The sequence below is a fragment of the Methylocaldum sp. 14B genome (genome assembly GCF_002005105.1).
Lineage (GTDB): Bacteria > Pseudomonadota > Gammaproteobacteria > Methylococcales > Methylococcaceae > Methylocaldum.
The window spans coordinates 34,135-58,522 of the sequence record NZ_MSCV01000038.1 but is presented as its reverse complement, the minus strand read 5'-3'; the positions used below and the strand labels follow the sequence as shown (position 1 = coordinate 58,522).

Below are 24,388 nucleotides of genomic sequence, written 5' to 3'. Positions count from 1 at the left end.
ACATAATAAGTTTTATAGTATATTGTTCCGGCAGTTACTAAGCGTAAAGAAAGTATTGTCATGTTATGGCGTATCGGCATTCAGGGTGCAGGAAGAATGCGACCATTATCTGCGGTAGTTTCTGAAGTCGCCGCGAGGCCCCGATCAGGCATCGTTTCAAATCGGCTTTATTCTCGGGTAAGTGTTTGGCCACCCTGGATTCACAGACCCCGAGACCTGCTCAACCGGGTTCAGTTGCGGGGAATAAGGGGGCAGGTACACCAGTTTCAGCCGTCCCTGCTGCTGTTCCACGTAGTCTTTGACCAACTTGGCCTTATGAATCGGATGCCCGTCCACCACCAGAAAGATCGGTTGCTTGGCCCCGACCATCAGGCGTTTGAGAAACTCCCGAAAGACCACCGTCGTGACCGTTCCCTCCTGGACCATGAAACGGAAATCGCCACGAGCGCTGACCGCGGAAATGACAGTCAGGCCAAAGCGCCGGCCGGTCGCCTTGACCACCGGGGTTCGGCCGCACGGCGCCCACGTCGTGCCCGCATGGTAATCGGAACGAAGGCCCGCTTCATCGGCAAAATAGATCACCGCACCGGCCCGTTTCGCCTCGGCTTGCAGGCGCGGAAACGCTTCCGCCTGCCACCTTTCGACCAGCACCGGGTCTTGTTGCCAGGCTCGATACAATGGCCGTTGTGGGGTAAACCCCAGCATCCGCATGATCCGCCCCACACTGGGCTTGGTCAGCCGCTTGCCGAACTGCCGGTAGATCACTTCGCCGATCAGCGACAAGGTCCACAGACCAAATTCAAACTTCATTTGCAGGGGCGTCTGATCACGCACGGTCTCGGCAAGCCAGCGCATTTCGTCCGGGGTCACCTTCGGGGGTCGACCGGGAATCGATTTGGCCAGCAAGGCATTTTGTCCACCGCTGGCAAAGTCCGACAGCCAGCGAAATACCGTTCGGATATTGACGCCAAAGGCGGCGGCAACACTGGCCACGGTCTCGCCTTTGCCGACCGCTTTAACCGCCTGCTGGCGCATGACTTGGAGCGAGAGATTGTCGATCGATCGCCCGTCAGAGTCTCTTTTGCATCTCATGGCCGTAGCCTAACACGAATATGGCATTCTTTATTTTACGGTTAGTATAAGCCGTACATGGCCGTCCCCTTTAGCCGAAAACCAATCGCCGGGGGCTCCCTGAGAATGCCTGGAACGGGCCCTGTGCCGATTATTTAAAGCGTGAAGCGAAAGGTGCCGACGAGCGCGCCGGGTATCTTGCTGCCGCCGAGTGCACGACAGTGATAGGTATCGATGGCGGGATGGATCGGGCTTTCCCGGGTCAGCGCCTCGAGCGCCGAGCCAAACAATCGATACAAACTGTCGTCAAACCGCAGATCATTGATGGGTGCCGCGATTTCGCCGTTCTCGACCCAGAAACAGGCGTAGCGGGTCATGCCGGTCACCCGGGCGGCCTGGACATCGCTCCAGTTGAGGTAATGCAGATTGCCCACGTAAAGACCGGTACCCAGGCAGTTCAGGACCTCGGTCTCAGGCAGGTTGCCGGCCATCAGTTCCGGCGCGCGCAAATGCTCTCCGAACCAGCCGCTCGGATCGGCCGCATTGGACGGCACGCCATATTGTTTTGCGGAACGGGAACTCACCAGCAGGTTTTTCAACTGCCCCTTCTCGATGAGCATCAACTCCACCGGCGGAAGCTCGCCCAGGCTGTTGAAGCGCGGCGTGAGCGCCAAGCAGAAGTTTTCTTTCAAGGTGAACTGTTCGGACAGACCGACCTCATCCTGGATCAGTCGCTTGAGAGGACAGTTACCATCCCGGTACGCCCGGTAACTGAGCGCGCCCCATGAGAACATGGCGATCAGTTCGGCGACGGCGGCCGGCGCGAAGTACACCCGATACTCGCCAGGCGCAATCGGGCGGGCAGGGCGTTTCAAGAAGGCAAGCCGGGCCTTGTCGGCAGCCAGGACGGCCTGGAACCGGTCCTCATCCCATGCCGGCCCCCAGAAACGACCTTTGACGGCCTTGTTATCTCCGGACGCGTTGGTCGTGAACAGGGAATAATCCACCCATAGGGATGCGGTCGAAAACCAGTGGTTCAACCCCGCCGAATTGCGGACCGCGCGGACCTGCGGGCCCGCGGCCAAGAGTCCGGTAAAGTCCGTCCCTTGGGTGACGCGGGCGATGGCCTTGACCGCAGCGGCGGCGTCCGGCTCTGTCCCGGAATGTTCGTGTTCGCTGGTTCCATGGTCTTGCAGGGGCACCGCGAAAGGGTCTTCCGGGAGTGTTCGAGCTTCCCGCCGTGCCCGCTCCAACCAGGAACGCAGAAGCGCCCGATCGTGATCGAGGTGGCCGCTGAGGTCAAACGTGAAAGTCACCTGACGGCCAGCCCACTGAAAAGTGAGTGCCAGGTTTCTCTGCAAGACGGCCGTGGCTTGCCGCACGTTGGAATCGTTGAACCGCACATAGGTTTGATCTTCGGCGCTGAGTTGGAGGCTGAGCGCTTCTCCGGCCTTCAAGTCGGAAAAGGCCGTATCCGCGAGATCGTCGAACAGCCGCCGGGTTTCCGGAAGAAAGCTCACGAGCCACCTCCGAACACGTCGATGCCCGCAAACAGACAGGGCGGGGCGGCATGGCCGACGCGGATGAGCTGATTGGGTTCGCCTTTCCCGCAATACGGCGTTCCGAAGAGCTCCCGCTCGTCGCGACAACCGACCTGCTTCAGTGCATTCCAAAAAGGCACCGTCATCCCCCGGTAATTGGGATTTTTGAGGACGTCGCTCAACCGGCCTTGTTCGATCCTGCGTGCATATTCGCAGCCAAACTGGAATTTGTTGCGGTAGTCGTCGATGGACCAGGATCGATTGGATTGCATGTAAACGCCTCGCTCCACGGAGGCGATCATCTCGGCCAGGGAACTGGTGCCCGGTTCCAGGTTGATGTTCGCCATGCGGTCGATCGGCGCCCGATTCCAGCCGGCCGAACGGAAATTGGCGACGCCGGCAATGCCGAGTCGAGACTGACTTTCCAAACTGCCGAGCCCCCGCAGCAACACGCCGTCCCGGATCAGATATTCCCGTGTCGCGGGGTTGCCGCAGTCATCGAAGGCGTAAGAGGCAAACTCACCCGCGACGGTGGGGTCGAAGGTGACGTTCAGCAGGGGCGAGCCATAGCGCAGCCGGCCGAAATCGTCCGGCTTCACGAAGCTCCAGCCGGCATAGTTGCGCTCGTCGCCGAGGATGCGGTCGAGTTCCAGCGGATGGCCGATCGATTCGTGGATCTGCAGCAGCATCTGGTCCGGCGCCAGGATCAGGTCCAGGGTCTCATCGGGACAATTTTCGGCGTCCAGCAATTCGAGCGCCTCGCGGCCCGCCCGCTCGCACTCGGCGTGGAGGGCCGAAAAATCGAAGAATTCCAACCCCGCCTGACGGCAGCGGGCGGCCGGGCCGTTCAATGAACGCTGCTGGGTCTCGGTACCGTCCTGAGCGGTGGCCGCGCAATGACTGGAAACCAGCCACCACTGCTGTTCGATATCCGCGCCGCTGGATGAGACGTAGTGCACCGTGCTTTCCACCAAGGTGGCTTCGGCGGCCGTGCTGACGATCTTGTCGGAGACTTTGAGAGACCGGCTGGCGCGGATCAGTTGATCGGTCAATTCGGCGAGCGTCAGACGGTCAAAACCCAATCGCCGGGTGCTGACAAAGCGTCCGTGAGCCGGAGGCCGGTGCCCTTCGGTGAATGGGAACAAGGCATGGGGCGCGCAGATCCGGGCCAGATACGCGGCCCGCCGGGCGGCCTGGACCAAGCCCTGTTGCGAGAGATCGCTGGTGCCGGCATAGGCGATATGGCCGTCCACCCGTGCTTCCGCCATGACGCCCCGCTCCAGGGTGATGGCGTTGTCTTCCGGGAGGTGGTTGCGGACGGTACGCCGATAGGTCTGCTCCTGGACGAAACGCAGGCCAATCCAATCAGCCTCGGCCTGGACCCAGGCGAGTGCCCGGTGAATATCGAACGCGGGGAGTTCGGGATAAAAGTTGACCGGGAGGCTCATGCTTCGCTGATCGAGTAGACAATATCAAGGGTATTGTGGGACCGGGAGGTCAATGGCTGTCCGGCGGGTGCAAGCGTCCCCACCCGGTGCCTCCAGAATCCCGGTAGTCCCTGGTGTCCTGATCGTCGACGGGTTTCTTGCTGTAATCGCTGAACTTATACGCCTGACACCTGTTCTGCCCGCCCTGCTCAAAGGGAGCCTGATGCGCTGAAAGCCCAATGAGCATAGAGCGTTTTCCATCCCGGTGTACGGATTCGTTCCCGGAGGGGAGAACGTAGGTCGGCAATCCCTTCCCAATCGCAAACGGTCGCTTTAGTCGCGACCCTTCCGACAAAGCCCTTCGCCGAGCCGATACGTCGGCAAGGGATTGCCGACCTACATATCCGAATCCCTTACACCGATCCGGAAAACGCTCTAAGCTCGGGAGACTGTCGACGAGGCATCTTATCATGACCGGTCAACCTGAACGAATGCCTCGGCACATCCCAGTGAGCAAGAGACGCCTCCAGCGAGATTTAACGGGGCACAAGCAATCGATCATGCAGTCAAATCAACGGCGCCATATTTCGGGCCCCATCCTCTGCGTTCTGGCCGATTACCAGGTCCGCCGCTGGGATGCCTATCACATAGCCTTGGTCATGCTGGGCACCTTGTTCCTGGTGGAGCAGAAGATGGAAGGCCGCCCACACTGGCCGATGCTCTCCGTCATACGCGCGGGGCCGGCAAAGCGCGGAGCCGTGCGACGAACCGCGCCAGCGCCGCGCCGATTTCGTGGGGTGAATCTTCCTGCAGGTAATGGATGCCCGGCACGGTGATTTCGGTCTGGTTCGGCCACTGCCGGCAGAATCGGCGTGCGCGCGCTCCCAGCAATGCGCCCGGTTCCGCGTTGATGAACAGCTTGGGAATATCGCTGGCCGCGAGCCAGGCCCCGTAGGTTTCGACCACTTCGGCGACGTCCCGCGGCTCGCCATCGATAGGCAACTCGCGGGCCCATGCCAACGTCGGCCGCCGGGATTCCGGCGTGCGGAAAGGGGCACGGTAGGCCTCCATTTCTTCCTTGGTCAAACTCCGCAGGACGCTTTTCGGCAACACGGTCTCGACGAAGAAGTTTTCCTCCGCGATCATCCTGACGCCCTCGTCCGAGCGGAGGGCGCGGAAGATCCGCTCCCGCGGCGGAGGGAAATCGGCCCACAGCCTCGGTTGCACGAGGGCTTCCATGTAGGCGATCCCCTGCACGCGGTCCGGGTGGCGGCGGGCCCAATGGAAGCCCAGGGCTGAGCCCCAGTCGTGGACCACCAGCATCACCCGAGCACCGATGCCCACCGCCTCGAACCAGGCATCCAGATAGTTGGCGTGATCGAAGAACCGATAGCTCGACGCAGCCGAACGGCCCGACTGGCCCATGCCCACCAGATCCGGAGCGAGGCAGCGGCCGAGGTTCTGGACGTGAGGGATGATGTTGCGCCAGAGGTAGGACCAGGTCGGGTTGCCATGCAGGAAGACGATGGGGTCGCCTTTGCCGACATCGACGTAGCTCATCTCGGTATCCAGGACCGATACGCGCTTCCGGGGATGATGATCGACCGCGGAAATCTCGGATGGGAACATGATCGGCACTCCTGTTCTCGAGAACGTTACCACCGCGATCAACGACATAGATCGAGCGGGACGAAGCCCTGCTCGGAGCAGGCGCGGTGGTATTCCTCGGCATTGGTGGCGGCCGTTTCCCGGCGCAGGACGGAGCCGTCCAAGTCGAGGTACTCGACCGCGCCGCGCACGAAAAACAGACTCACGAAGGGGGCATCGCCCTCGGCAGTCCAGGTGTCGACATGACCGGCCGGCTCGTACTCGTAATCGCCGGGACCCAGCAGTCGTCCCTCCGGATCGAGGCGCCGGCATCCGCTGAGGAGGTAGCCGTGAACCTCGCCCTGATGCCGATGCAGGGGGATGCGTGCTCCCGGCTCCAGGCGCAGCAGCGTGACCCATTCGCCGCGCTCGGGAAACAGGGCCAGCAGCTTCTTGGAAATACCGTGGCCCACTGAAATCCACGGCAGCTGATGGTTGCCCGCGGCTGCCGGGATGAACGGTTCGGTTGCTAACATAAGATGCTCCTTTGCCAAATAGTGACTGACGGTACGGACACAATAAGGCGGCGAGTAATAGCGGAAAAGGACCACAAATGACAAAAATCATGGAGCCACTTTTCGAATTACCCATCACCCTGCCGCGCAAGGGTTCCCGAGAACTGCTGCGCTCCGTGTATTGCCAGCTGCGGGAGGCGATCCTCGACGGACGGCTCCAGTCCGGTACGCGACTGCCTTCGACCCGGGCATTTGCCGCAGCGATCGGTGTGTCGCGCAATACCGCGGTAGCGGCGTACGAGCTATTGTTGAGCGAGGGCTATCTGACCGTTCGGTCGGGTTCCGGTACCTATGTGGCCGACATCTCGCCGCGCCCGGCTCATCATCTGTCCAGCGAACCCGGGGCGGACGGCCGTTTGAACGAAGCCTGGCGCCGGGCTCAGCCGGTGCTGCCTGCGGGCGTCGAATCCTGCCATTTCGACTTCAGGCTCGGGCTGCCCGACAAATCGGCGTTTTCCTTTCCGGTCTGGCGGCGCCTGTCCGCCAGGGCACTGAGAGCCTGGTCGAAGACGCCGGCAGTCTACGACCACCCGCAGGGCTGGCCGGCGCTGCGCGCGGCGATCGCCAAACACGTCTCCTTCGCCCGGGCGGTTTCCTGTTCGCCGGAACAAATCGTGGTCACGGCGGGCGCCCAGCAGGCATTTGACCTGCTGGCCCGCATCCTGGTCACGCCGGGCCGAACCGTGGTCGCGGTCGAAGAACCGGGCTATCCGCCGCTGCGGGATGCCTTTACCGCCGCTGGTGCCAGAATCGCCGCCATCCCGGTTGATGAGGAAGGGCTGAGGATCGATTGCCTGCCGGCCGATGCCGGGGTGATCTGCGTCACACCCTCCCACCAGTTTCCCCTGGGCATCACCTTGTCCGCGAAGCGCCGAGTTGCCCTGCTCGAATTCGCGCAGGAAAGGGGCGCCGTAGTGGTGGAAGACGATTACGACGGCGAGTTTCGCCTGGGTGGCCGGCCATTGGATGCATTGCAGACGCTCGACCGAAGCGGCTCGGTTTGCTATGTCGGGACCTTCTCCAAGAGCCTGTTCCCGGAGCTGCGCCTCGGGTTCGTGGTGGCTCCGCCCTGGGCGCGGGATGTACTCGTCGCCGCCAAGGCGTGCGCGGACTGGCATTGTCCGACGCCGTCTCAGGACACCCTGGCGGCCTTCATCGACGAGGGCCATCTGGCTCGCCATGTGCGCAAGATGGGCAAGATCTACGCAGAGCGGCGCGCGGTGCTGCTTCATGCCTTGTCGCAGCACGGCGGCGATCGGTTGCAGCCAATAGGGGATGCGGTGGGCCTGCACCTGGCGGTGAAGCTGAGCCGGGAGATTCCGGCCACCGAATTGGTCAGGGAAGCGGCGGCGGATGGCATCCGCCTTTATGCCCTCGAGCGATACTCGGTCGAAAAGCCGGCACCTAACGGCGTGGTTTTAGGCTACGGAATGATCCGGTCGGACCGGATCGGTGCCGCAATTGAGCGACTGGCGCGGATCATGAGCCGCTTCGAATGACTGCTTTTGGCCATCTCGTTTTCGAAGCGGGGAAACCACCGACCGAAATGGTCTTGCTAGGTCCCGCCAGCCGCTCGTCACAAGTTTTCGCATATAGGCACTCGACGCCATCCATGACGAGGGCCGTAGTGTGCCAACGCGCCCGGTGCGCGGCGTCGACGATCTTCGGCTGTGGCTTGATGCCGTACTCGACGGGCTAGGCTTGACCAATGGCATCCCAATGGCGGGGCAATCGTACGGCTGCTACGCTTCAGCCGAGTACGCACTGCATGCACCTCAACGGGTGAGTAAGCTCGTTTGGATCGCACCCGTCATGATTGGCGCGCCCATCCCGCAGGAGTTCGTTGCACGCCTGATGTCCGTTGCAGATGGGCGGCGGGAGTCCCTTGAGGAGTATTGTCGCTGGATCATGCCAAGCATCGCGGTCAAGTATCCCGAGGAGTTTGATCGGAGAATTGACGAAATACTACTCGTGCGGGAGAGCTACGGCACGATGTTCCCTCCAGTGCGGGCGGCAGTGATGTCCGACGAGGATTTACAGCGAATTGAGGTACCGACGCTCGATATCCTTGGCGAGTGCGACGGAGCAACGGCCGACCCTCACGAAGCAATCGAGCGCGTCGAGTCGCTCATGCCGCATGTCGAGACGATACTCGTTCCCAGAGCGGGGCATGACATCGTGGCTGCGGAGACCGAACTCGTGACTGAGCGGCTGCTCAAGTTCCTCCAGTAGCAGTTGGCTAATCTCCAGCGGACAGGTGAGTTCGGATGGTACCTAACTATTCATTCATGCCGACGCCGCTTCGCGGCGCGGCTTAATTCAGGGCGGTTATGCCGTAAGACGACCTCGTGCTAAGCGATCGGGCGAATAGCGGCTCCTAATCCTGTATGCTTTTCGATTCTGAACAAAGCCGCCATTGGCGAAAGGCCGGTATTGGTCAGCGTGAATGGCCGATTAGACCGAAAACCACCCACTCGAAAACAAACTTCCGGAGCTCGTTCTTGGCCGTCATTCAATATTGAAACAGCAAAGCGTCGAGGTAAAGGATCGGAAAAACACCGGCGAGTCCGAGACGGACCAGGCTGCCGCCGAACGTTCGGGTTCTGGACGGACTTCGGTGCTCGCGGATTCACGGGCAGCCCCAAACGAGGCGCTGCCCGTGACGTTTTTGCCGAGTGGCGGCGAGGCGTCATCCGGTTTATCCAGTCGGATCATCGACCGGTGCCGCCACTTTACAGCGCGCGACTACGGGCCTGAATCTCGATTGTCTCGCCGAACCGCGGATGGCCTCGGGTCGAGACTCAGCGGCTCGAACGCGGCCTCCGACAACAACCGCTCGATGCCGGAACGCCTATCGCCGCTCGGACGCAAGCCAGCCTAAAAATAAACCATCGAAGCCGTGCAGGCGACATCGATGTATTTGGAAGGATTGACCACCCCCTCAAAGGGCGTGGGGATGAACGGCGTGTTCACCGTGGTCAGGATAAGCTGGCTCTTGAAGGTGACCGGCGACTCTCCCAACGAGACGGATGGAATCACCACGGACGCATGTTTAATGTGGAGGTCCGGTATGTGTTCCAACACCACCTCCCAAAGATCGCCAATCAGGGTTGACTCGGTGACGATGTCCGATTCCTGAAAGCGATAGCTTTTTTCGCCCAATTGCAGATTGAGGGTCGTTTGCGTTGGGAGAATGCCAACTTCTGCCTGGCTGCCCACCACCAGGGTAAGGCTGACGTGCCGGCCGGTGCACTCGTAGAAGTTGGGCGTTTGCGCGGCGTCTGCGACGGTCTGCAGCCCCAGTCCGAGCCCAATGGCTCCCAATAGGGACTTGTTCAGGTGCTTCATGCGAATATCCTCCTAAGTTGATGAGAGATGGCGGTTTGAATCGCCGACCGTAAATGTCACCGGCCAAACCGTAAGATCTGCCTCAAATCGAGGCGGTTGCTATGATGAGGCGATAAGCCCATTCAGTCTGTTAATTAATTCACACGCTGGATACGGCCAGCGCTCTTCAAGATTTCGGTCCGTCGACGGTTCACGGCGATGACCGCCAATTGTCGGCCTCAGCAGTCATTCAGTCTGAAAAATACCAGCCCCCACGAACGACTGCTTTAGGCCGTCTGTGTCCAGAAAACCACCCTGTCGTAGGACATGTAGTACTATCAGTATTCGCTTATCTACTGAGATGGGCGATTGAACTCGCTTTTTGTCCTTTCGTTGTATTTTCTAGAGAGTGATCTATGGCAGGTTATGAAGGTGATGTCGTCACCCCTTACGATCAGGATCTCGGACCCGTGCTTTTCGAGCACTATGGAGCCGACACCGCACGACGCGTAGCGGAAAGATCAGTCCGTGACGTGCTCGAAATCGCCGCGGGCACGGGAATCGTGACCCGGCACTTGTGTAATGAGCTTGCCAAGGACGTGCGATTGACCGCGATCGATATCAGCGATTCCATGATGGAGGCCGCCCGCAAAAAGTTTCTCCCTCACGAGCAGGTCGCGTTCCAAGTCGCGGATGCCACGGCGCTGCCGTTCGACGATGAGGCGTTCGATGCGGTGGTCTGCCAGTTTGGGGTCATGTTCTTCGATAAAGAGGCGGGGTTTCGCGAGGCATACCGGACATTGAGGCGCGGAGGGCGGTACTTGCTCCGCGTCTGGGACTCGGAGCATTACAATCCATTCGCCAGCTTGAGCTTTGAGGTGCTGAAACAATTCTTTCCGTCGGATACACCTCGTTTCCTCTTCGATCCCGTTGCCTGCCATCAAATCGATCCGATCAAAGAAAAGCTGATTCGCGCCGGCTTTGATCGAATCGTCATCTCGGTCGAGCGAAAGGAACACGATATTCTGGACGTGGCGGCGTTCGCGCGGGCACTTGTGTTCACTCCGGTTATCACAGAAATACGAGATCGCGGCGGTGTCGATCCCGAGGAGATCTCCGAGGCGTTGACGGAGGCGCTGATAAAAGAATATGGCTCAAATCCCACGCGCTATCCGATGCAAGCCATACTGTTCGAAGCGGAAAAGCCGATTGCATCGCCATTTTTGCGAAACCTTTTGGGACATCCAAGTCACCAAAAGGAGTAAAAAAATTGGCGACGAGTATTGCCTTCGGCGGCCCGCGTTCGACCGGTCCCGACCCAATAGTGGGATCGGGACCTGGATCCACAATGACTTGACACGGTGTCGGTTGCCTTATGTTTGATCTCCACCTGCGCTAGCCGCGCAGACTCCGATCAAACATCCGACCCTACGGCTACGCGGAGGCAGGGATCAGCGGTTCGAGCCCGAGGGCGGCGGCGAAACGCCGGGCATCGCGCGAGCGGTCCAGGCGGTAAAGGACACCGCGCAAGGGACCGATGGGGGCGCCGAGGAACGCCATGGGCCGTAGCCGTTCCAGCATGGTGACGGTGCCGCGGACGAACTCGCGGGCCGAGAGGATTTCCGGCGGAATAGGGGAGAGGAGGATATCGGCGGCGGCGACCGCGGCGTCCTGGAGAGGACCGACCGCGCCCTGGGTGTCGATCAGGATGATATCGTACTGGGCAAACGGCGGACGGCCGAGGAGGTGCTTGAGACGCACCCGCCCATCGACGGCATCGCGGATCCAGTCGCGGAGCTTGCCGTCCGGATCGTCGGAATAGACGAGATCGAGGCGGTCGAGGGTGGTCTGGCTGACCACGTCCTCGCAGGCCGCCTCGACCATCAGCCGGGTGAGACCGCCCGGAGCGCGGTATCGGAGCGGAAAAAAGCTGGAGAGGGTCGGTTGGGGATCGGCGTCGACGAGGAGGGCGGTCTGGCCGAGATCGGCGAGATAGGCGCCGAGATTGGCGGTCAGCGTGGTCTTGCCGACGCCGCCCTTGGTGCTGGTGATGGTGATACAGATGGCCATGGCGCCCTTCTCCGGCATGTTACCCGGGGATGGAGTCCCGGGGACGATGATGAACCGAAGAAACAGAGCGCTCGCGCCTGTAAGGCGTTGGAGCCGGTGATAGGATTTGAACCTACGACCCGCACATTACGAATGTGTCAATGGTCCCTTTTGACTTCCGGCTAGTATCAAAACCTTGACCAGATCTGTTTAGTACTTGCAAGATGTGGCAAATCCCCTAATCCAGGCGCAGCCTGGTCAGCACGGATCGCAGTTGCCCCATTTCCGGCTCGACATACTCCAAGGTCGTTCGCAGGCGGGTATGACCCAGGAGATATTGAAACGACTTAAGGTCCGGTTGCTGGCCTTGGGCGAGTTTCGTCGCCATCGTATGGCGCAGACGTCGCGATGTAATGCGTGCGCCCAAGGTCTCGGATAGGCGCCGAAAAAAACCGCTTACCTGATCTGTCGTTAATTCCTGGCCTTTGTACTCCCGGTTGAAGAGTTGAATGCGAAATACCTGGTGGTGAAGCGTTACTGCGTTTGGATTGACTCTGAGCGTTCGGTTGCGAAGATACAGTAAATCGTCCACACAGTCTGGCGGGATCGGGATGATCCACTCGCGTTTCGTCTTGCTGCCTTCGACTGCCAACAGCATGGTCTTGTGTGTGAAGTCGATGTGGTTCCAACGTAGGGCAGTCAATTGCCGGGCACGCATGCCGGTAAAGAAAAGAAGGCGAACAACGATAACCCAAAACCAGCCCGGTTTGATCGGCTCGTCGGGTTCTTGCAGCAAACGGATGGCTCGGCGCGTTACCTCATCGGGCACTGTCTTTTTGCGCTTCTTCCAGGCTCCAAGCTGTTTGACGTATTGAAACGGGTTATGCTCGATCCATCCCGAGCGAACCGCAAAGGAGAATGCGATTCTGAGGTATGTAAGATAACTGTTCCACGTCACCACAGTGACCCGCTGAAGGACAGTGTCCCGCCACGCGATGACGAGATTCTTGTCAATCTTGCTTAATTCATCGACGCCTGTATCCCGCTTGAATACGCGGGCGGTGATGCGGTAGTTGCGGATCGATCCCGGGCTCAAGACGACTTCCCGGCAATAGGCTTCCACCAAAGCGGACAATGTAGTAGGCGCTTCAGTCTCCTCGCGCATGGAGTTCCTCCCATTTACGGCAATTCGCTAGCCTTGGTGCGGCATTTGCCCAATGGCTGCGTACATTTAGGTTGAGTAGATGGTCGCGGACCCGTTGGCGCCGTGGACGCAGTCTGGGTCGGACGGACGGCTTTGCAGCCCAAGTCTTCGATGTTGCGGGAATGAGGTTAATCCCGCCAATTCATTTCATTTTAATCGGGTTCGACGGGAGGTTCGACTGATGGTCAAGCCATCCGTAAAACCCTTTTTAGAGCATACAAGGGTTTTTGTTCGCACTTTGCGTGCCGCCTTGGGCACACTCGCCGCCGAGCAACTCGGAGACCCTCTATGCGTAATGCGCTGCTGGCGCTTTTCTGTTGTTTCACGACTGCCGCCCGTGCCGATGACGACGGCGAGCGGGCCGCGCTCGCCCGCCTGATCCATGAGTTGGACGCCCTGGCGCCCCTGATCGCCGAAGCCGAAACCCAAGCCAATCCGGAGTCGCGGGTCAGATTCCATTATGGCTGGCTTCGCCAGGACATCGAGCACGTCAAACTCGGCATCCGTGAACACATCGAAGCACCATGCACGACGCCGAGAGAGTTTCCACCGCTCAAGGGCGATTACCGGCGCTGAGCCGGTGAATCATGTCACGGTGATCGCTATCGGAAAAAGCTCATGACGCATGTGAAACGCACCCTCAAACACACCGTTCGGCGAGCACGATCGGTCATGCTTGCCTCCTTGATCCTGGCGGACACCGCCTTCGCCGCGCTGCCGACGCCCGTGCCGCCGACGACTTCACCGGCCGCGGGCGACTGGCTCAACCTCATCAAGGGCTACATCAAGGATGGCGGGATCGTCATCGGATTGTTCCTGGCGGTGGCCGGCTTTCTCTGGCTCTCCTGGCATGTTCTCGCCGATCTCAATCAGGTTCGGCAGGGCCGAAAAGAGTGGGGCGAACTGGGCCTCGGAGCGGTGGCCGGCGCCGCCATTTTCCTGTTCGTGTCTTATCTGCTGGGTGAAGCCGCGGGTGTCATCTGATGGCCGGCTCATCTGAGACACCCGATATTCTCGGGGATCGGCTCAACGAGGAGCCGGTCATCTTCCGGGGGTATGCCGATTCGGAGTTGGGTACGGCCATCAAGCTGGCGGCGGCCTTGCTGTTTCCGCCGAGCGTGGTCATCGGCCTGATCCTGGGGCGTCTCGCGATGGCCCTCGGGGTCGCCATGATCGGCGCGATCGCCTTCGTCTATTTCGGGGCGGGGCTCTATCAGCGGCTGAAACGTGGCCGCCCGCACTTCTATCTTCAACAGCGGGTGCATCTTTTCCTGGCGGACCTCGGTTTCGTCCGCTGTCAGTTCAATTTCCGGGGAGAGTCCGCCCGGTTTCGGTTTCCGGACGGCTCGTACCAAATGAGCCTTGGCCGCGACGCCCTCCGCGATTGAAACGGACATGGGACTGCGTTACCGCGCCGAAAACGAGAACCTTAGGTCCCATATCAACACGCTGCGCGCAGTGATCGCAGGGCTGTTCGTCGTCATCCTTGTCCTTTGGCACGGCTGGGAGGACGCGAAGAAGGACGCGCGCCTCTTCCTTCCGCCGGACCTCCGATCGGGTGGCATGATCCATCGGGACGATCCGAGGCCGGAGCATATCTACGGCTTCGCCCGATACATCTTTCAGCTGCTCAATTACTGGCCGCGAAACGGCGAGGAGGACTATGGCCTCGTGCTCTTCAAAGCTCAGAACTATCTGACACCCGCCTGCCAGGACGAACTGAGGAGCGATCTCGAGGCCCGCGCCAAACGTGGCGAACTGACGGACCGAAAACGCGCCATCCACGACGTGCCGGGCCATACTTACGAGGAATCCAGCGTCGAGGTCAAGGGGAATGGCGTCTGGATCGCGCGGATCGACTTCCGGATCGAGGAGCATGTTCGTGGGATGCCGGTGAAGACGGTCGACATCCGCTACCCCATCCGGGTGGTGGCATACGACGTCAGCCCCGAGGTCAACCCGTTTGGCCTGGCCCTTGATTGTTTCGCGAGTCCGCCCGAACGAATCGAGGGCAGCGAGACGTCACGGCCGGCCTTACCCCCGATATTCAAACTCGGCTCATGAATCCGCATCTCGTCGTTCTGTCCACCCTTCTGCTGTTGACCGTCGCGACCCGTGCGGAGGAGCCGGTCGGCGCGTCTGCCGACACGGAGGGGGAGAGCGGTGTCCACGCGCTCTCCGCATCGGCTTCGGTGCCGGAAACCGCGTTCACCAACCCGGGTTCCGACATCCCGCCGGGCCTCGGGCTCGACGTCGAGCCCGAGGCAGCACCCGGCGCGCTTCCGGTCGAGCGGCTGGCCTGGCACAAACTGCCGCTCCAGATCACCCTCCCGGTCGGGCAGGAGCGCCTGGTGTCGTTTCCGGTCGCGGTGCGGGCGGGGCTGCCGCCGACACTGACCCCCGATGTCCTTAGGACCCAGATCCTCAATGACGGGACCATCTATTGGACGGCGCTCAAGCCGTTCGGACCGCAACGAGTGCGGATCGAGGCCTTGGGCACGGGCAACACCTACCTCCTGGATCTCTCGGCCTCGGACCGGATAGCCGATACCCGCCCCATCGAAGTGTCGATTCCGGAAGGGAAGCCCTCCGCCGCGCCGGTGGATGCGGCAGCGACGGACGTTGCCGAAAACCGGTCCGCCGGGACGGACTACGTCACCCTGACCCGGATGGCGGCGCAGCATCTCTACGCCCCAGAGCGCCTGCTGAAGGTGCCGAAGGGCGTCCACCGCACGCCGGTCGGCCGTGAATCGCGCATCGACCTGATCCGGGGCGGCCGGGTCGAGGCGACACCGCTCATCGCCTGGCGCTCGGGCGGCACGTACATCACCGCGGTCAAGCTCCGAAACCGAACGTTCGAGGACGTGATCCTCGATCCGAGGACGCTCCGGGGCGCCTGGCTCGCCTGCACCTTCCAACACGCGAGGCTCTACCGCAAAGGCGACGAACGGGACGTGACGGCCGCCTATCTCGTGTCCAGCCGGCCGTTCGAGGACGCGCTCGATGGGCGGCAATAAGCTCCTGCCGATTCTCGGCACGTTCGCGCTGGCGCTTGCGCTCTTCGCGGGACTCCGCTCGTGCAGCAAAAAGGCGGCGACAGCCGAGTCCGAGCTTCCGGTCGCCGAGGTCCCGAAGGCGCCCGCGCCGGATGCCGATTCTCCGGCGGACACCATCCGCGCGCTAACCGCCCAGGTCGCCTCGGCCAAGTCCGAGATGGCGCAGCTTCGGCGCGAAAACGCGGAACTCCTGAAACAGCGCAACGACATCGCGACCCAGGTCACGAACGAGGTCACGGCGGCGGTTCGCCGGGACCAGGCCGCACAGCGCAACGATGAGTACACCCGCCTGCCATCCCGCCTCGACGATCTCTCTAACCGGCTCGGACTGGTCGCGCCGCCGGGCTCGTCCGATCCGTCGGACGGTGCGGCGGTCGACCTCGATCCGGCCACCCTGAACGCCGCGGTGGTGTGGGTCGATCCGCTCGGGTCCAGCCTGGTCAAACGGGCTGGCGACGCCGTATCCCGGACCGCCACCGCGACCGCCGAGGCGGCCCGTTCGGGCGGAAGCCTGCTGCACGGCGTCGGCGAAACCCCCCTCCTGGACCATGCCGGGCTCGGCGGGGGTGCCGCCCATCCCGCCGCTGCGCCGGAACCGGCCTACACGGTGCCGCGGAACGCCACCCTGATCGGCTCCACCGGCATGACCGCGCTGATCGGGCGGATTCCGATCAAAGGCCAGGTGGAGGACCCGTATCCCTTCAAGGTGATCGTGGGCTCCGACAACCTCGCCGCCAACGGGCTCGAGATTCCGGGCGTCGACGGCATGATCTTTTCCGGGACCGCGATCGGCGACTGGGCGCTCTCGTGTGTCCGGGGCACCGTGCATTCGATCACGTTCGTGTTCGACGACGGCACGATCCGCACCCTGAGTTCCGATGATCAGAGTCTGCAGCGGAAAGAGCAGCAGAGCGCTCAGGCCCAGGGCGCGCCGCCCCCGCCACCGGCAGCGCCACCGAGCCTCTCGGCTGGATCTCGGACCGGCGCGGCATCCCCTGCGTAACCGGGGCGCGCGTGACCAACGCCGCGCAATATCTGGGCGGGCGCATTCTGGCGAAGGGCGTCGAGGCGGCGGGTCGGGCCTACGCCCGCTCTAAGACCACGATCGGGGTAACGCCGCTCGGCGGCTACACCAGCACGGTCACGGGCAGCCCGGAGCAGTACGCCGCCGGTGAGGTAGTCTCGGAAGGCGCCAACGAGGTGGCCCGCTGGATCGCCGAGCGGCAGAGCCAATCCTTCGATGCCGTGTTCGTCGACACCGGCGTCGAACTCGCGGTCCACGTGGACCGGGAGCTCCCCATCGATTACGAACCCAAGGGCAGGAAACTCGACTATGCGCACGCTACCCCAGCCGTTCACGCGGGCCGTGACCACGATCTCGATTAGCCTCCTGGTCGGCTGCGCCACCGGCAGCAAGGACACCCTTCTGCCGCAGGGGGGACCCACCATGCGGGAGGTTTACGATGCCCATTTCGAAAAAACCCGGCAGCGCCGAACGGAAGGCGCCCGACGGGAGCGGGGTGCGCGCGGTCCCGGCGATGCCGCCCTGAACCTGGACGGCTGGACCCGCGGGGCCCACACCGAGATCCAGCACCTGTTCCCGCGCCTGCCGAATCCGGACCTTGTCCTGTACGTGTTCCCGCACCTCTCGCCCCAGGGCCATCCGGTGCCGGGCTATGCCACCAGTTTTCCGATGTACGAGACGGTAGAATACGCCCTGCCTGGCGAAGCGGAGGGGTGGTGATGACGCTGTTTTCGTTTTTATCCAAACCCCGAGCCATCGAACCCGCGCCACGCGGGCCGTTCGACCGGACCACGCCGCCCACCGAGGCGGACGTCAGGCGGCGCTACGAGCGGCCGAGCAGTTTCACCAACCATCTGCCCTGGCTCGACTACGATCCCGAACACCAGGTCTTTTTGCTCGACGACGGCCGCAACGTCGGCGCCTTGTTCGAGATCCGGCCCGCCGGCGTCGAGGCGCGCCCGGAGGCGTGGCTGGCCGAGTTCCGCGACAAGATCCAGCAGGTGCTCACGGGCTCGGTCGCGGAGCAACAAGACCCTTGGGTCTTCCAGCTCTTCGTCCATGACGAGTACCGGCTCGATGGCCTGGCCGACCAGGTGGAGGCCTACGCGCGGATCGAAATTCGCGACTTGGCCTATACCCGCCACTGGCTGGCCGTGCTGCGCGACCACTGCGCCAACATCGCGCGGCCCGGCGGACTATTCCATGACGATCAGGTCACGGGTGGGCCGTGGCAAGGGAATTGACGGAAGGTCCACGCGTGCTTGTTCAGGCGGCGCAGCGCCACCCAATCTCTCAAGGGACCGGATGATCTCGGTCCGATCCGGGAGCTGAACGAGGCCGCGGTCCGGCTCACCGCCGGACTTGAATCGACGGGGGTGGGCGTCCGCCGGCTCGGCGGGCGGGACCTTTACGAGTGGATGCTGCGCTGGTTCAATCCGCGCCCGGCGGTAACGGCGGGCGACGTGGAGGCCTTGCTCGCGCTTGCGCCCTATCCCGGCGACGATCACGAGGACCGGCCCTACGGCTACGATTTCGGCGAAGCCTTGGTTCTGGGACTTCCGCGTTATCATCCCGAGAAAGGCCTCTGGTGGTTCGACGGCCTGCCGCACCGCGCCATCACCATTCAACAGCTGACCGATCCGCCGACGATCGGTCAGTTCTTCGCGGAACGGCGCATCGGCCGGCATCTGTACGCGGTGTTTGACCGGCTGCCGCCAGGCGTTGTGATGGCGATCACGGTCGAGTTCCAGGCTCAGGACGATGTCCGCGAACGCCTGGTTCGGGTGGAACGCGCCGCGATCGGCGACTACGCCGAGGCCCAGCTCGCCGGCGAGGACGCCAAGGCCGCGCAATTCCAGATCGCGCAGGGGAACAAGCTGTTCCCGACCCAGATCACGTTTTACCTTCGCGGCGAAGACGAGGAGGATCTCCGCCGAAAGCAGAACCAGCTGCATTCCCTGCTCCTCACCAATCATCTCCGGCCCATCGACGAGCGCCAGGACCTCTGCGCCCTGGACACGTACCTCCGGTGCCTCCCCATGGGCTACGACCACCGCTTCGACCGGAAACGCGCTCGCCGATCGCGCTTCATGTTCGCGCGCCATCTGTCGAACCTGGTGCCGCTCTACGGCCGCTCGACCGGTACCGGCCACCCCGGCATTCTGGTCTACAACCGGGGCGGCGAGCCCCTGACGTTCGACCCCATCGTCGACCGGAAATCGAACGCCCACGCCCTGATCCTGGGGCCGACCGGCGCCGGCAAGTCCTCGCTCCTGGTGTATCTCCTGCTGCACATCATGGCGGTGCACCGGCCGAGGCTGTTCATCATCGACGGGGCGAGTTCGTTCCGGCTGTTCGGGCAGTATCTCGAAGCCCAGGGGCTCTCGGTGAACTACGTCCAGGTACGGCCGAAAAGCGACGTGAGCCTGCCGCCCTTCGCCGAGAACGGAAAGCTGCTCGATCCCAAGCACCGGCGACGCCTAGACCTGGATTTGGCCGGCCCCGAAGACCTGGACGACGCCGACGACACGGCGAGCAAGGATCGCGACTTTCTGGGCGAGGCCGAAATCGCGGCGCGCCTCATGATTACCGGCGGCGACGCCAAGGAAGAAGCGCGCCTGACGCGCGCCGACCGGCTCCTGATCCGGGAGGCCATCGTCGAGGCGGCGCGGCAAGCGGTTGCCGCGCAACGCCAGCCGCTCACCGAGGACGTCGCGCACGGTCTCCGCCATCTGCCGGGCCTTGCCGAACTTGATCCGCCGCGGCGTGCCCGGGTACTCGAAATGGCCGATGCCTTGAGCCTCTTCTGTACCGAGGGAAGCCTCGAAGCCAAGCTGTTCAATCGGCCGGGGCAGCTCTGGCCGGAAGCCGACGTCACCGTGTTCGAGATGGGCGTCCTCGCGCAGGAAGGCTACGAGGATAAGCTGACGGTTGCCTACATCTCGCTGATGAATCACATCCATGCCCTGGTCGAGCAGCATCAGTACGAGGGCCGGCCGACGCTGGTGCTCACCGACGAGGCGCACATCGTCACCACCAATCCGCTGTTGGCGCCTTACGTGGTCAAGATCTCGAAGATGTGGCGGCGCTATGGCGCCTGGCTGTGGCTCGCCACCCAAAACCTCCAGGACTTTCCCGATGCGGCCCGGCGGATGCTCAACATGATGGAATGATGGAATGGTGGCTGTGCCTCTCCATGCCGCCCGAGGAGGCCGAGCAGATCGCGAGGTTCCGGGAGCTCAGCGCCGAGGAACGGGCGCTGCTGCTCGCCGCGACCAAGGAGCCCGGCAAGTACACCGAGGGCGTAGTCCTGAGCCGGGCGCTGAAGGCCTTGTTCCGGAACGTTCCGCCGCCCATCGCGCTGGCCCTCGCCATGACCGAGAAGGACGAGAAGGCCGAACGGGCGGCGCTCATGACACAACAGGGCTGCACCGAGCCGGAAGCGGCGCTGAAGGTCGCCGAACGCATCGCTCGGAAGCGCAGTAGCGTATTCACGAAGGAGGCCTCGCCATCATGACGCATCGCCAATCCCTGTGGGCCTCGATGGTCGTGCTGTGCCTCTCCGCACCCCCGGTTCCGGCCGATATCGGGCCGGCCGCCGTGGAAATTTTCACCGATCCGGCGTTTCCAGCCTCCGGCGCTCACGCGCTTCGGCCCCAAGGGGTTCCCATCGACATTTTCGATCTTTCCGCCCCACGCCGGATCGAGGCGGTCCTCTCGGCAGGACTCCCCGCGAACGAGGCGGCGGCCTTGGCGGATCGCCCGGCAGCGGCTCGAAGGGCAGGGCAGTGGGCTTGCGGCGCCGTTGCAGGCGGCCTACGAAGGCCATGCCCGAGCACTGAGCTACGGCCTCACGCGTTATCCCGCGATCGTGTTCGACCGGGGTAGGGCGGTCGTCTATGGCACCGCCGATCTCGGCGAGGCGCTGCGGTACTACCGGACCTGGAAGGAAGGTACGCCATGATCAAGCGTTTGACGCTGAGCTTTCTCGTTCTGGCGCTGACGGCTGACCTTCGGGCCGAACCCATCAACACCGGCACGATTCTATCCAGCGCCTTGAACTTTTCCTGCATCAAGTTCCAGGTGATCGGGGTATGCCTCTGGCTGGTGTGCACGCCCTTCGGCTGCGAGATCGAAACCTCGGCCAAGTACGGCCACTACAATCCCGATCTGGTGGTCAGCGCCCACAACGGTATCGCCAACAATCCCTGGACCGAGATGAAGGCCCTTCTGGCTGGGATTCAAACCACCGGCGCGGGCGCGGTGCTTTCGGCCATGGGCGGCCAATTGCCGAACCTTCTGGGCGGCGGCACGACGACCGAATGCGGCATCGCCGGCCGGCCGGCTCGCGAGCACCCGGCGCACAAGAACCTGATCTTCAAGGACTCCGACGCCATCGGCCATCCGGCCGCGGGCTTTTTCCTGTGCCCCTCGGCGTCGACGCCGTTTCAGCCCTATCTCGTCTCGGCCCTGGATGCCTTGTCCTGGCGTTGGGCGATTCCCGAATTCATTTATCCCCAGTCGCTCATTCCCGGGCTGCGGGAGATCGGCGACTGGCCCTTGAATACCTGGGGTGCGGTTTATCCCAGAGGCGGCTTCGTGACCCAGGCCGAAGACCCCAAGGCGGCCGCGGTCGTGGCGCAGCGCGCCGGAGACGTGGTGACGCGGACGGGTCAGCCGCATGTCTACATCGCGCTCGAGAGCGACAAGCGGAAAGAAAAGAAAAAGTACATGGTGTGGTATCCGCCGTCCCTGAAAGAGGGAGACGCCAAGACCGGCACCTGGCAGATGCTGACGCCCAAACGCGCCGGAAGCTGCGAAGTGTTCGGCAGCAACGACCTCATGAGTTTTTCGGGCTGGGCGGGCAGCAAGGTCGCAGCCGATGGAAATTATGCCTTCACGCTGTGGCGTCCCTACAAGTGCTGCAAGGTGAAAGGCAGCTTCATCGGCAGCATCGACATCATGTCCTATCCGTCCGACAGCTCGACCACGCCAACCCGAACCCCGTAGGAGACGACGATCCATGGTTCGCGCACTCCGCCGTCCTCTCATTCTGTTCGTCGCCCTGTCACTCACCGCGCAATCATCCGCCGTGCCGCTGTCACCCGCCCGATCGAGCCGCTGGTACTACGAGATCGGCGGGGCCGAGGCGATCACTGTCGCGGCGAACCCCTACGCCCACTCGATTACCCTCGGCGGTTCGCTCGATCTTCGACGGGCGTTTTCGTGTGGAAACTTCGATCCGGTACTCGGTGTCTCCAACATCCTGAACAATGTCAGCCAAGGGGTCGAGAACATGATCGGCTCCATGGTCAACGCCGCGACCAACGCGATCGCTTCCTTGCCCGCCCTGATCCTGCAACGGGCCAATCCGGGGCTCTACGACTTGTTCCAGAACGCTCTGCTCCAGGCCGAGGCGACGATCTCCCTCGCCACCAAGAGCTGCGAGCAAATGGAGGCCGAGATCGCCCGCGGCCGGAATCCCTTCGAAGAGTGGATCACCCTGGCCAAGGGTTACGACTGGAAGGTGCAAATGGGAACCGGCGGTCTGAATTCGTCCTCGGTGGACGTCAAAACCGCGAAGGATACGGTGGAGACGAATGCCGGCAAGAACGGCGTTCCCTGGATCGGCGGTCAGCGCGCGGGCGGGGCGGGGCAGGCGCCGATCCGGGTCACCGCCGACACGGTGCGGGCCGGCTACAACATCAAGCTGGGCCGCCCGGTGACCGACACCAGCGCGGTGGTGAGCGCCTCGCCGCCGCCGCTTGCCAAGGTCTGGCCGAGTCCGGACGAGGCGGTCGCCTACGCCCGGTATGTCCTCGGCGACGTGGCCGTCCGGACCGACAGGGACACGGCCCGAACCGCGACCCCCGGCCACGGCCTTGCCCCCAAGATCGAGCAGGAGACCCGGGAACTCCTCGAAGACCTGATGAAGATCGTCGCGGGCACGACGGCGCCGGAGGCGGATACGCTGGCCAGGCTCTCGCCGCCGGGAACACTGCTGACGCGCGAGGTCATCGACGGCATACGCCGTCTATCGACGCCTCAGGAACAGGGGATGGCGGTTCACAAACTGGCGAACGAAGCCGCCGTCGCCCGAAATCTCGAAAAGGCGCTTCTCTTGCGGCGCCTGATTTTGTCCGGGCGGATGGAGCCGAACATCTACGCCTCCCCGGCGCATGCCGATATTGAACGCATGCTCGCGGCCCTGGATAAGGACATCGACGCCATGTTGTTCGAGACGCGGATCCGCCGGGAGCTGTTCGCGCAGACTTCCGCGACCTTGATCGAGCTTCGCGAAGGGCGGGGCGAATCGGGTAGCGATACGCTGGCGCCCGCCGCCCATGACCGGAAGCCGATCGAGCCGGGCGGCGCGGTACTCAAATGAGTGCGCGGCGCTTACTGTCCACGCTCGGGTTGGGTCTCGCGCTGCTGGCCGCCCTGATGATGCTGGTCGGCCTGGTCCTGGGGTTTTGGGCGTATCAAGCGGGCCTGCCGGCGGTCGAGCGCGCGCTCGATGCGGCGAAGCCGTATCTCGCCGCCTGGCGATTGCTGGTGTTTCTGATCCTGATCGGCGGTTGGCCTCGGTGGATCGATGTCGCGGCGCGGCGGCGACGCTGGCCGGAAACGAAACGGCGGACGGCAATGGCGCTCCGCTGGCGAGCCGCAGCCTGGCTCCTCGTTATCGAGGCGCTGTTTGTTCAGAACGTCGGCGGGGAGTTTGCCCGCAACTGGCTCTTGCCGGCAGAGGAGGGGCCTTGAGGGATGGTGCCAGGCGCCGCTGACCCGTGTCGTATTCCAGGTCCAGCACATAGGCCGAGCGGGCATTGGCATCGGCCTTGAAAATCGGCGCGAACCGCAGTCCGCGCCATTGCTGCACGTTGTCGTGCTCGTGCCCACCCAGGACCAGATCGATTTCAATCGACAATAAAACCGGGCGCCTGCTCTTCAACGGAAGTCTGGTTTTGTCTGTTGTGCGTCCAGGCAGCAGGCCGACATTACTCGATCGAAAAAGAACCATCCGGCGTCACGGACGAAATGAAGCCCGGATTTGCGGAAAGTTTTTCCAGGAAGACCACCAGTACCCAGTTTTCCGGGCGATCGAGAAAGGCCAGTGAAGGAACGAAAATGGCTTCGGCCGGCGTGAGTTTTCTGACAAACTCAGCCGTGGCCCGAGCTACGGACTTGTCGATAAAACACTGTGGGGCGTCGGTGATCGATAAGACGGCGAGCACTTCGGGATGGGTCAGATCCAACGTCGCGTGGAAGGCGAGATCGAAGCGGTAAACCTGGCGGCGCTTGACCTGCCGCGCTAACGCAGGCGAACGGTCTTCGGTGATATGGCGGGCCATTTCCGCCAGTGCCACATGTTTATGGCGAGCCAAATATAGCGTCGGCTCCCCTTGGATATTCCAGCGATTATCGCGAGCGAGTCCCGCTCGGCTGAAGTCCAGCGGATCCAGCGGTCCTTGCGGCAGGTGGCGATAGGCGGTGCCTTGCCAGGCTTTGAGATGCGATTGGATCAAG

The 24,388-nt window shown here is 62.6% G+C and carries 23 protein-coding genes, 1 tRNA gene and 2 pseudogenes; 16 read left to right on the top strand and 10 right to left on the bottom strand.

Translation table 11 applies throughout. From position 1 onward, the window contains the following. Positions 1 to 58 precede the first annotated feature (58 nt). The 5 genes and pseudogenes from B2A78_RS21935 to B2A78_RS21915 form a co-directional block, all read right to left on the bottom strand. Positions 59 to 1,092: pseudogene (locus B2A78_RS21935) on the bottom strand (IS630 family transposase). Positions 1,093 to 1,226: 134 nt separating this feature from the next. Next, positions 1,227 to 2,591, bottom strand: coding sequence for a metallopeptidase TldD-related protein (locus tag B2A78_RS21930; protein ID WP_077732186.1), 1,365 nt, complete (start codon positions 2,589 to 2,591; stop codon positions 1,227 to 1,229). Continuing rightward, positions 2,588 to 4,060, bottom strand: a complete 1,473-nt coding sequence (locus B2A78_RS21925) for a TldD/PmbA family protein (RefSeq protein ID WP_077732185.1) — start codon at positions 4,058 to 4,060, stop codon at positions 2,588 to 2,590. The genes B2A78_RS21930 and B2A78_RS21925 overlap by 4 nt, the downstream gene beginning before the upstream one ends. A gap of 705 nt (positions 4,061 to 4,765) precedes the next feature. Further along, on the bottom strand, positions 4,766 to 5,668 hold the full coding sequence (locus B2A78_RS21920) for a haloalkane dehalogenase (protein ID WP_077732195.1): 903 nt from the start codon (positions 5,666 to 5,668) through the stop codon (positions 4,766 to 4,768). 38 nt (positions 5,669 to 5,706) lie between these two features. After that, positions 5,707 to 6,162 carry a 2,4'-dihydroxyacetophenone dioxygenase family protein gene (locus tag B2A78_RS21915; RefSeq protein ID WP_143735278.1) on the bottom strand — a complete coding sequence of 152 codons (456 nt, stop codon included), beginning with the start codon at positions 6,160 to 6,162 and terminating at the stop codon, positions 5,707 to 5,709. Positions 6,163 to 6,239: 77 nt separating this feature from the next. On the opposite strand from B2A78_RS21915, the gene B2A78_RS21910 reads away from it, so the two are divergent. Both B2A78_RS21910 and B2A78_RS21905 read left to right on the top strand, forming a co-directional pair. Then, positions 6,240 to 7,700 carry a PLP-dependent aminotransferase family protein gene (locus B2A78_RS21910; RefSeq protein WP_240502633.1) on the top strand — a complete coding sequence of 487 codons (1,461 nt, stop codon included), beginning with the start codon at positions 6,240 to 6,242 and terminating at the stop codon, positions 7,698 to 7,700. Positions 7,701 to 7,830: 130 nt separating this feature from the next. Next, positions 7,831 to 8,433, top strand: coding sequence for an alpha/beta fold hydrolase (locus tag B2A78_RS21905; RefSeq protein ID WP_168175520.1), 603 nt, complete (start codon positions 7,831 to 7,833; stop codon positions 8,431 to 8,433). 645 nt (positions 8,434 to 9,078) lie between these two features. On the opposite strand, the gene B2A78_RS21895 is transcribed toward B2A78_RS21905, so the two are convergent. Further along, positions 9,079 to 9,549 carry a hypothetical protein gene (locus B2A78_RS21895; RefSeq protein WP_077732181.1) on the bottom strand — a complete coding sequence of 157 codons (471 nt, stop codon included), beginning with the start codon at positions 9,547 to 9,549 and terminating at the stop codon, positions 9,079 to 9,081. 395 nt (positions 9,550 to 9,944) lie between these two features. Here B2A78_RS21895 and B2A78_RS21890 point away from each other — a divergent pair, with 395 nt between their 5' ends. Continuing rightward, on the top strand, positions 9,945 to 10,793 hold the full coding sequence (locus B2A78_RS21890) for a class I SAM-dependent methyltransferase (RefSeq protein WP_077732180.1): 849 nt from the start codon (positions 9,945 to 9,947) through the stop codon (positions 10,791 to 10,793). 169 nt (positions 10,794 to 10,962) lie between these two features. Here the strand turns inward: B2A78_RS21890 and B2A78_RS21885 are convergent, their stop codons facing one another. From B2A78_RS21885 to B2A78_RS21875, 3 genes are all read right to left on the bottom strand, one after another. Further along, the gene (locus B2A78_RS21885; protein WP_077732179.1) at positions 10,963 to 11,598 is read right to left on the bottom strand and encodes a ParA family protein; all 636 of its coding nucleotides are present in this window, start codon (positions 11,596 to 11,598) and stop codon (positions 10,963 to 10,965) included. A gap of 88 nt (positions 11,599 to 11,686) precedes the next feature. Further along, positions 11,687 to 11,760 (bottom strand) — tRNA-Leu (locus B2A78_RS21880). A gap of 55 nt (positions 11,761 to 11,815) precedes the next feature. Next, on the bottom strand, positions 11,816 to 12,742 hold the full coding sequence (locus B2A78_RS21875; protein ID WP_077732178.1) for a site-specific integrase: 927 nt from the start codon (positions 12,740 to 12,742) through the stop codon (positions 11,816 to 11,818). Positions 12,743 to 13,069: 327 nt separating this feature from the next. Here B2A78_RS21875 and B2A78_RS21870 point away from each other — a divergent pair, with 327 nt between their 5' ends. From B2A78_RS21870 to B2A78_RS25860, 13 genes and pseudogenes are all read left to right on the top strand, one after another. Continuing rightward, positions 13,070 to 13,357, top strand: a complete 288-nt coding sequence (locus tag B2A78_RS21870) for an RAQPRD family integrative conjugative element protein (RefSeq protein ID WP_077732177.1) — start codon at positions 13,070 to 13,072, stop codon at positions 13,355 to 13,357. Between the two features lie 42 nt (positions 13,358 to 13,399). Further along, on the top strand, positions 13,400 to 13,765 hold the full coding sequence (locus B2A78_RS21865; RefSeq protein ID WP_077732176.1) for a TIGR03745 family integrating conjugative element membrane protein: 366 nt from the start codon (positions 13,400 to 13,402) through the stop codon (positions 13,763 to 13,765). Further along, positions 13,765 to 14,169 (top strand): TIGR03750 family conjugal transfer protein, encoded by a 405-nt coding sequence (locus B2A78_RS21860; protein ID WP_077732175.1) that lies wholly within the window; start codon positions 13,765 to 13,767, stop codon positions 14,167 to 14,169. The genes B2A78_RS21865 and B2A78_RS21860 overlap by 1 nt, the downstream gene beginning before the upstream one ends. A 7-nt stretch (positions 14,170 to 14,176) precedes the next feature. Further along, entirely contained in the window at positions 14,177 to 14,845 is a 669-nt protein-coding gene (locus B2A78_RS21855; protein WP_240502632.1) for a PFL_4703 family integrating conjugative element protein, read from the top strand. Continuing rightward, complete coding sequence (locus tag B2A78_RS21850; protein ID WP_077732174.1) at positions 14,842 to 15,798, top strand: TIGR03749 family integrating conjugative element protein; 957 nt, start codon at positions 14,842 to 14,844, stop codon at positions 15,796 to 15,798. Before B2A78_RS21855 ends, B2A78_RS21850 begins: the two co-directional genes overlap by 4 nt. After that, positions 15,785 to 16,840 carry a TIGR03752 family integrating conjugative element protein gene (locus tag B2A78_RS21845; protein WP_205780868.1) on the top strand — a complete coding sequence of 352 codons (1,056 nt, stop codon included), beginning with the start codon at positions 15,785 to 15,787 and terminating at the stop codon, positions 16,838 to 16,840. Before B2A78_RS21850 ends, B2A78_RS21845 begins: the two co-directional genes overlap by 14 nt. 11 nt (positions 16,841 to 16,851) lie before the next feature. Next, positions 16,852 to 17,223, top strand: coding sequence for a hypothetical protein (locus tag B2A78_RS26440; protein WP_205780867.1), 372 nt, complete (start codon positions 16,852 to 16,854; stop codon positions 17,221 to 17,223). Further along, entirely contained in the window at positions 17,171 to 17,581 is a 411-nt protein-coding gene (locus B2A78_RS21840) for a TIGR03751 family conjugal transfer lipoprotein (RefSeq protein WP_077732173.1), read from the top strand. Before B2A78_RS26440 ends, B2A78_RS21840 begins: the two co-directional genes overlap by 53 nt. Further along, positions 17,581 to 20,034: pseudogene (locus B2A78_RS21835) on the top strand (conjugative transfer ATPase). Before B2A78_RS21840 ends, B2A78_RS21835 begins: the two are co-directional and overlap by 1 nt. Then, the gene (locus tag B2A78_RS26430) at positions 20,031 to 20,378 is read left to right on the top strand and encodes a hypothetical protein (RefSeq protein WP_205780864.1); all 348 of its coding nucleotides are present in this window, start codon (positions 20,031 to 20,033) and stop codon (positions 20,376 to 20,378) included. The pseudogene B2A78_RS21835 and the gene B2A78_RS26430 overlap by 4 nt, the downstream one beginning before the upstream one ends. A gap of 443 nt (positions 20,379 to 20,821) precedes the next feature. Then, entirely contained in the window at positions 20,822 to 21,871 is a 1,050-nt protein-coding gene (locus tag B2A78_RS21825; protein ID WP_077732171.1) for a TIGR03756 family integrating conjugative element protein, read from the top strand. A 13-nt stretch (positions 21,872 to 21,884) separates the two neighbouring features. Continuing rightward, the gene (locus tag B2A78_RS21820) at positions 21,885 to 23,249 is read left to right on the top strand and encodes an integrating conjugative element protein (protein ID WP_077732170.1); all 1,365 of its coding nucleotides are present in this window, start codon (positions 21,885 to 21,887) and stop codon (positions 23,247 to 23,249) included. After that, positions 23,246 to 23,623, top strand: coding sequence for a hypothetical protein (locus tag B2A78_RS25860; RefSeq protein WP_143735276.1), 378 nt, complete (start codon positions 23,246 to 23,248; stop codon positions 23,621 to 23,623). The genes B2A78_RS21820 and B2A78_RS25860 overlap by 4 nt, the downstream gene beginning before the upstream one ends. A gap of 236 nt (positions 23,624 to 23,859) precedes the next feature. Here B2A78_RS25860 and B2A78_RS21810 read toward each other — a convergent pair whose 3' ends face one another. Next, entirely contained in the window at positions 23,860 to 24,387 is a 528-nt protein-coding gene (locus B2A78_RS21810) for an RES family NAD+ phosphorylase (protein ID WP_077732168.1), read from the bottom strand. Position 24,388: the final 1 nt, after the last annotated feature.

Coding starts and splice junctions, on each gene's coding strand:
- B2A78_RS21870 (WP_077732177.1), top strand. CDS start 13,070: ATGCGTAATGCGCTGCTGGCGCTTTTCTGTTGTTTCACGACTGCCGCC.
- B2A78_RS21920 (WP_077732195.1), bottom strand. CDS start 5,668: ATGTTCCCATCCGAGATTTCCGCGGTCGATCATCATCCCCGGAAGCGC.
- B2A78_RS21915 (WP_143735278.1), bottom strand. CDS start 6,162: ATGTTAGCAACCGAACCGTTCATCCCGGCAGCCGCGGGCAACCATCAG.
- B2A78_RS21855 (WP_240502632.1), top strand. CDS start 14,177: ATGGGACTGCGTTACCGCGCCGAAAACGAGAACCTTAGGTCCCATATC.
- B2A78_RS21895 (WP_077732181.1), bottom strand. CDS start 9,549: ATGAAGCACCTGAACAAGTCCCTATTGGGAGCCATTGGGCTCGGACTG.
- B2A78_RS21825 (WP_077732171.1), top strand. CDS start 20,822: ATGATCAAGCGTTTGACGCTGAGCTTTCTCGTTCTGGCGCTGACGGCT.
- B2A78_RS21910 (WP_240502633.1), top strand. CDS start 6,240: ATGACAAAAATCATGGAGCCACTTTTCGAATTACCCATCACCCTGCCG.
- B2A78_RS21875 (WP_077732178.1), bottom strand. CDS start 12,742: ATGCGCGAGGAGACTGAAGCGCCTACTACATTGTCCGCTTTGGTGGAA.
- B2A78_RS25860 (WP_143735276.1), top strand. CDS start 23,246: ATGAGTGCGCGGCGCTTACTGTCCACGCTCGGGTTGGGTCTCGCGCTG.
- B2A78_RS21890 (WP_077732180.1), top strand. CDS start 9,945: ATGGCAGGTTATGAAGGTGATGTCGTCACCCCTTACGATCAGGATCTC.
- B2A78_RS21860 (WP_077732175.1), top strand. CDS start 13,765: ATGGCCGGCTCATCTGAGACACCCGATATTCTCGGGGATCGGCTCAAC.
- B2A78_RS21845 (WP_205780868.1), top strand. CDS start 15,785: ATGGGCGGCAATAAGCTCCTGCCGATTCTCGGCACGTTCGCGCTGGCG.
- B2A78_RS21820 (WP_077732170.1), top strand. CDS start 21,885: ATGGTTCGCGCACTCCGCCGTCCTCTCATTCTGTTCGTCGCCCTGTCA.
- B2A78_RS21865 (WP_077732176.1), top strand. CDS start 13,400: ATGACGCATGTGAAACGCACCCTCAAACACACCGTTCGGCGAGCACGA.
- B2A78_RS21885 (WP_077732179.1), bottom strand. CDS start 11,598: ATGGCCATCTGTATCACCATCACCAGCACCAAGGGCGGCGTCGGCAAG.
- B2A78_RS21840 (WP_077732173.1), top strand. CDS start 17,171: ATGCGCACGCTACCCCAGCCGTTCACGCGGGCCGTGACCACGATCTCG.
- B2A78_RS26430 (WP_205780864.1), top strand. CDS start 20,031: ATGATGGAATGGTGGCTGTGCCTCTCCATGCCGCCCGAGGAGGCCGAG.
- B2A78_RS21925 (WP_077732185.1), bottom strand. CDS start 4,060: ATGAGCCTCCCGGTCAACTTTTATCCCGAACTCCCCGCGTTCGATATT.
- B2A78_RS21850 (WP_077732174.1), top strand. CDS start 14,842: ATGAATCCGCATCTCGTCGTTCTGTCCACCCTTCTGCTGTTGACCGTC.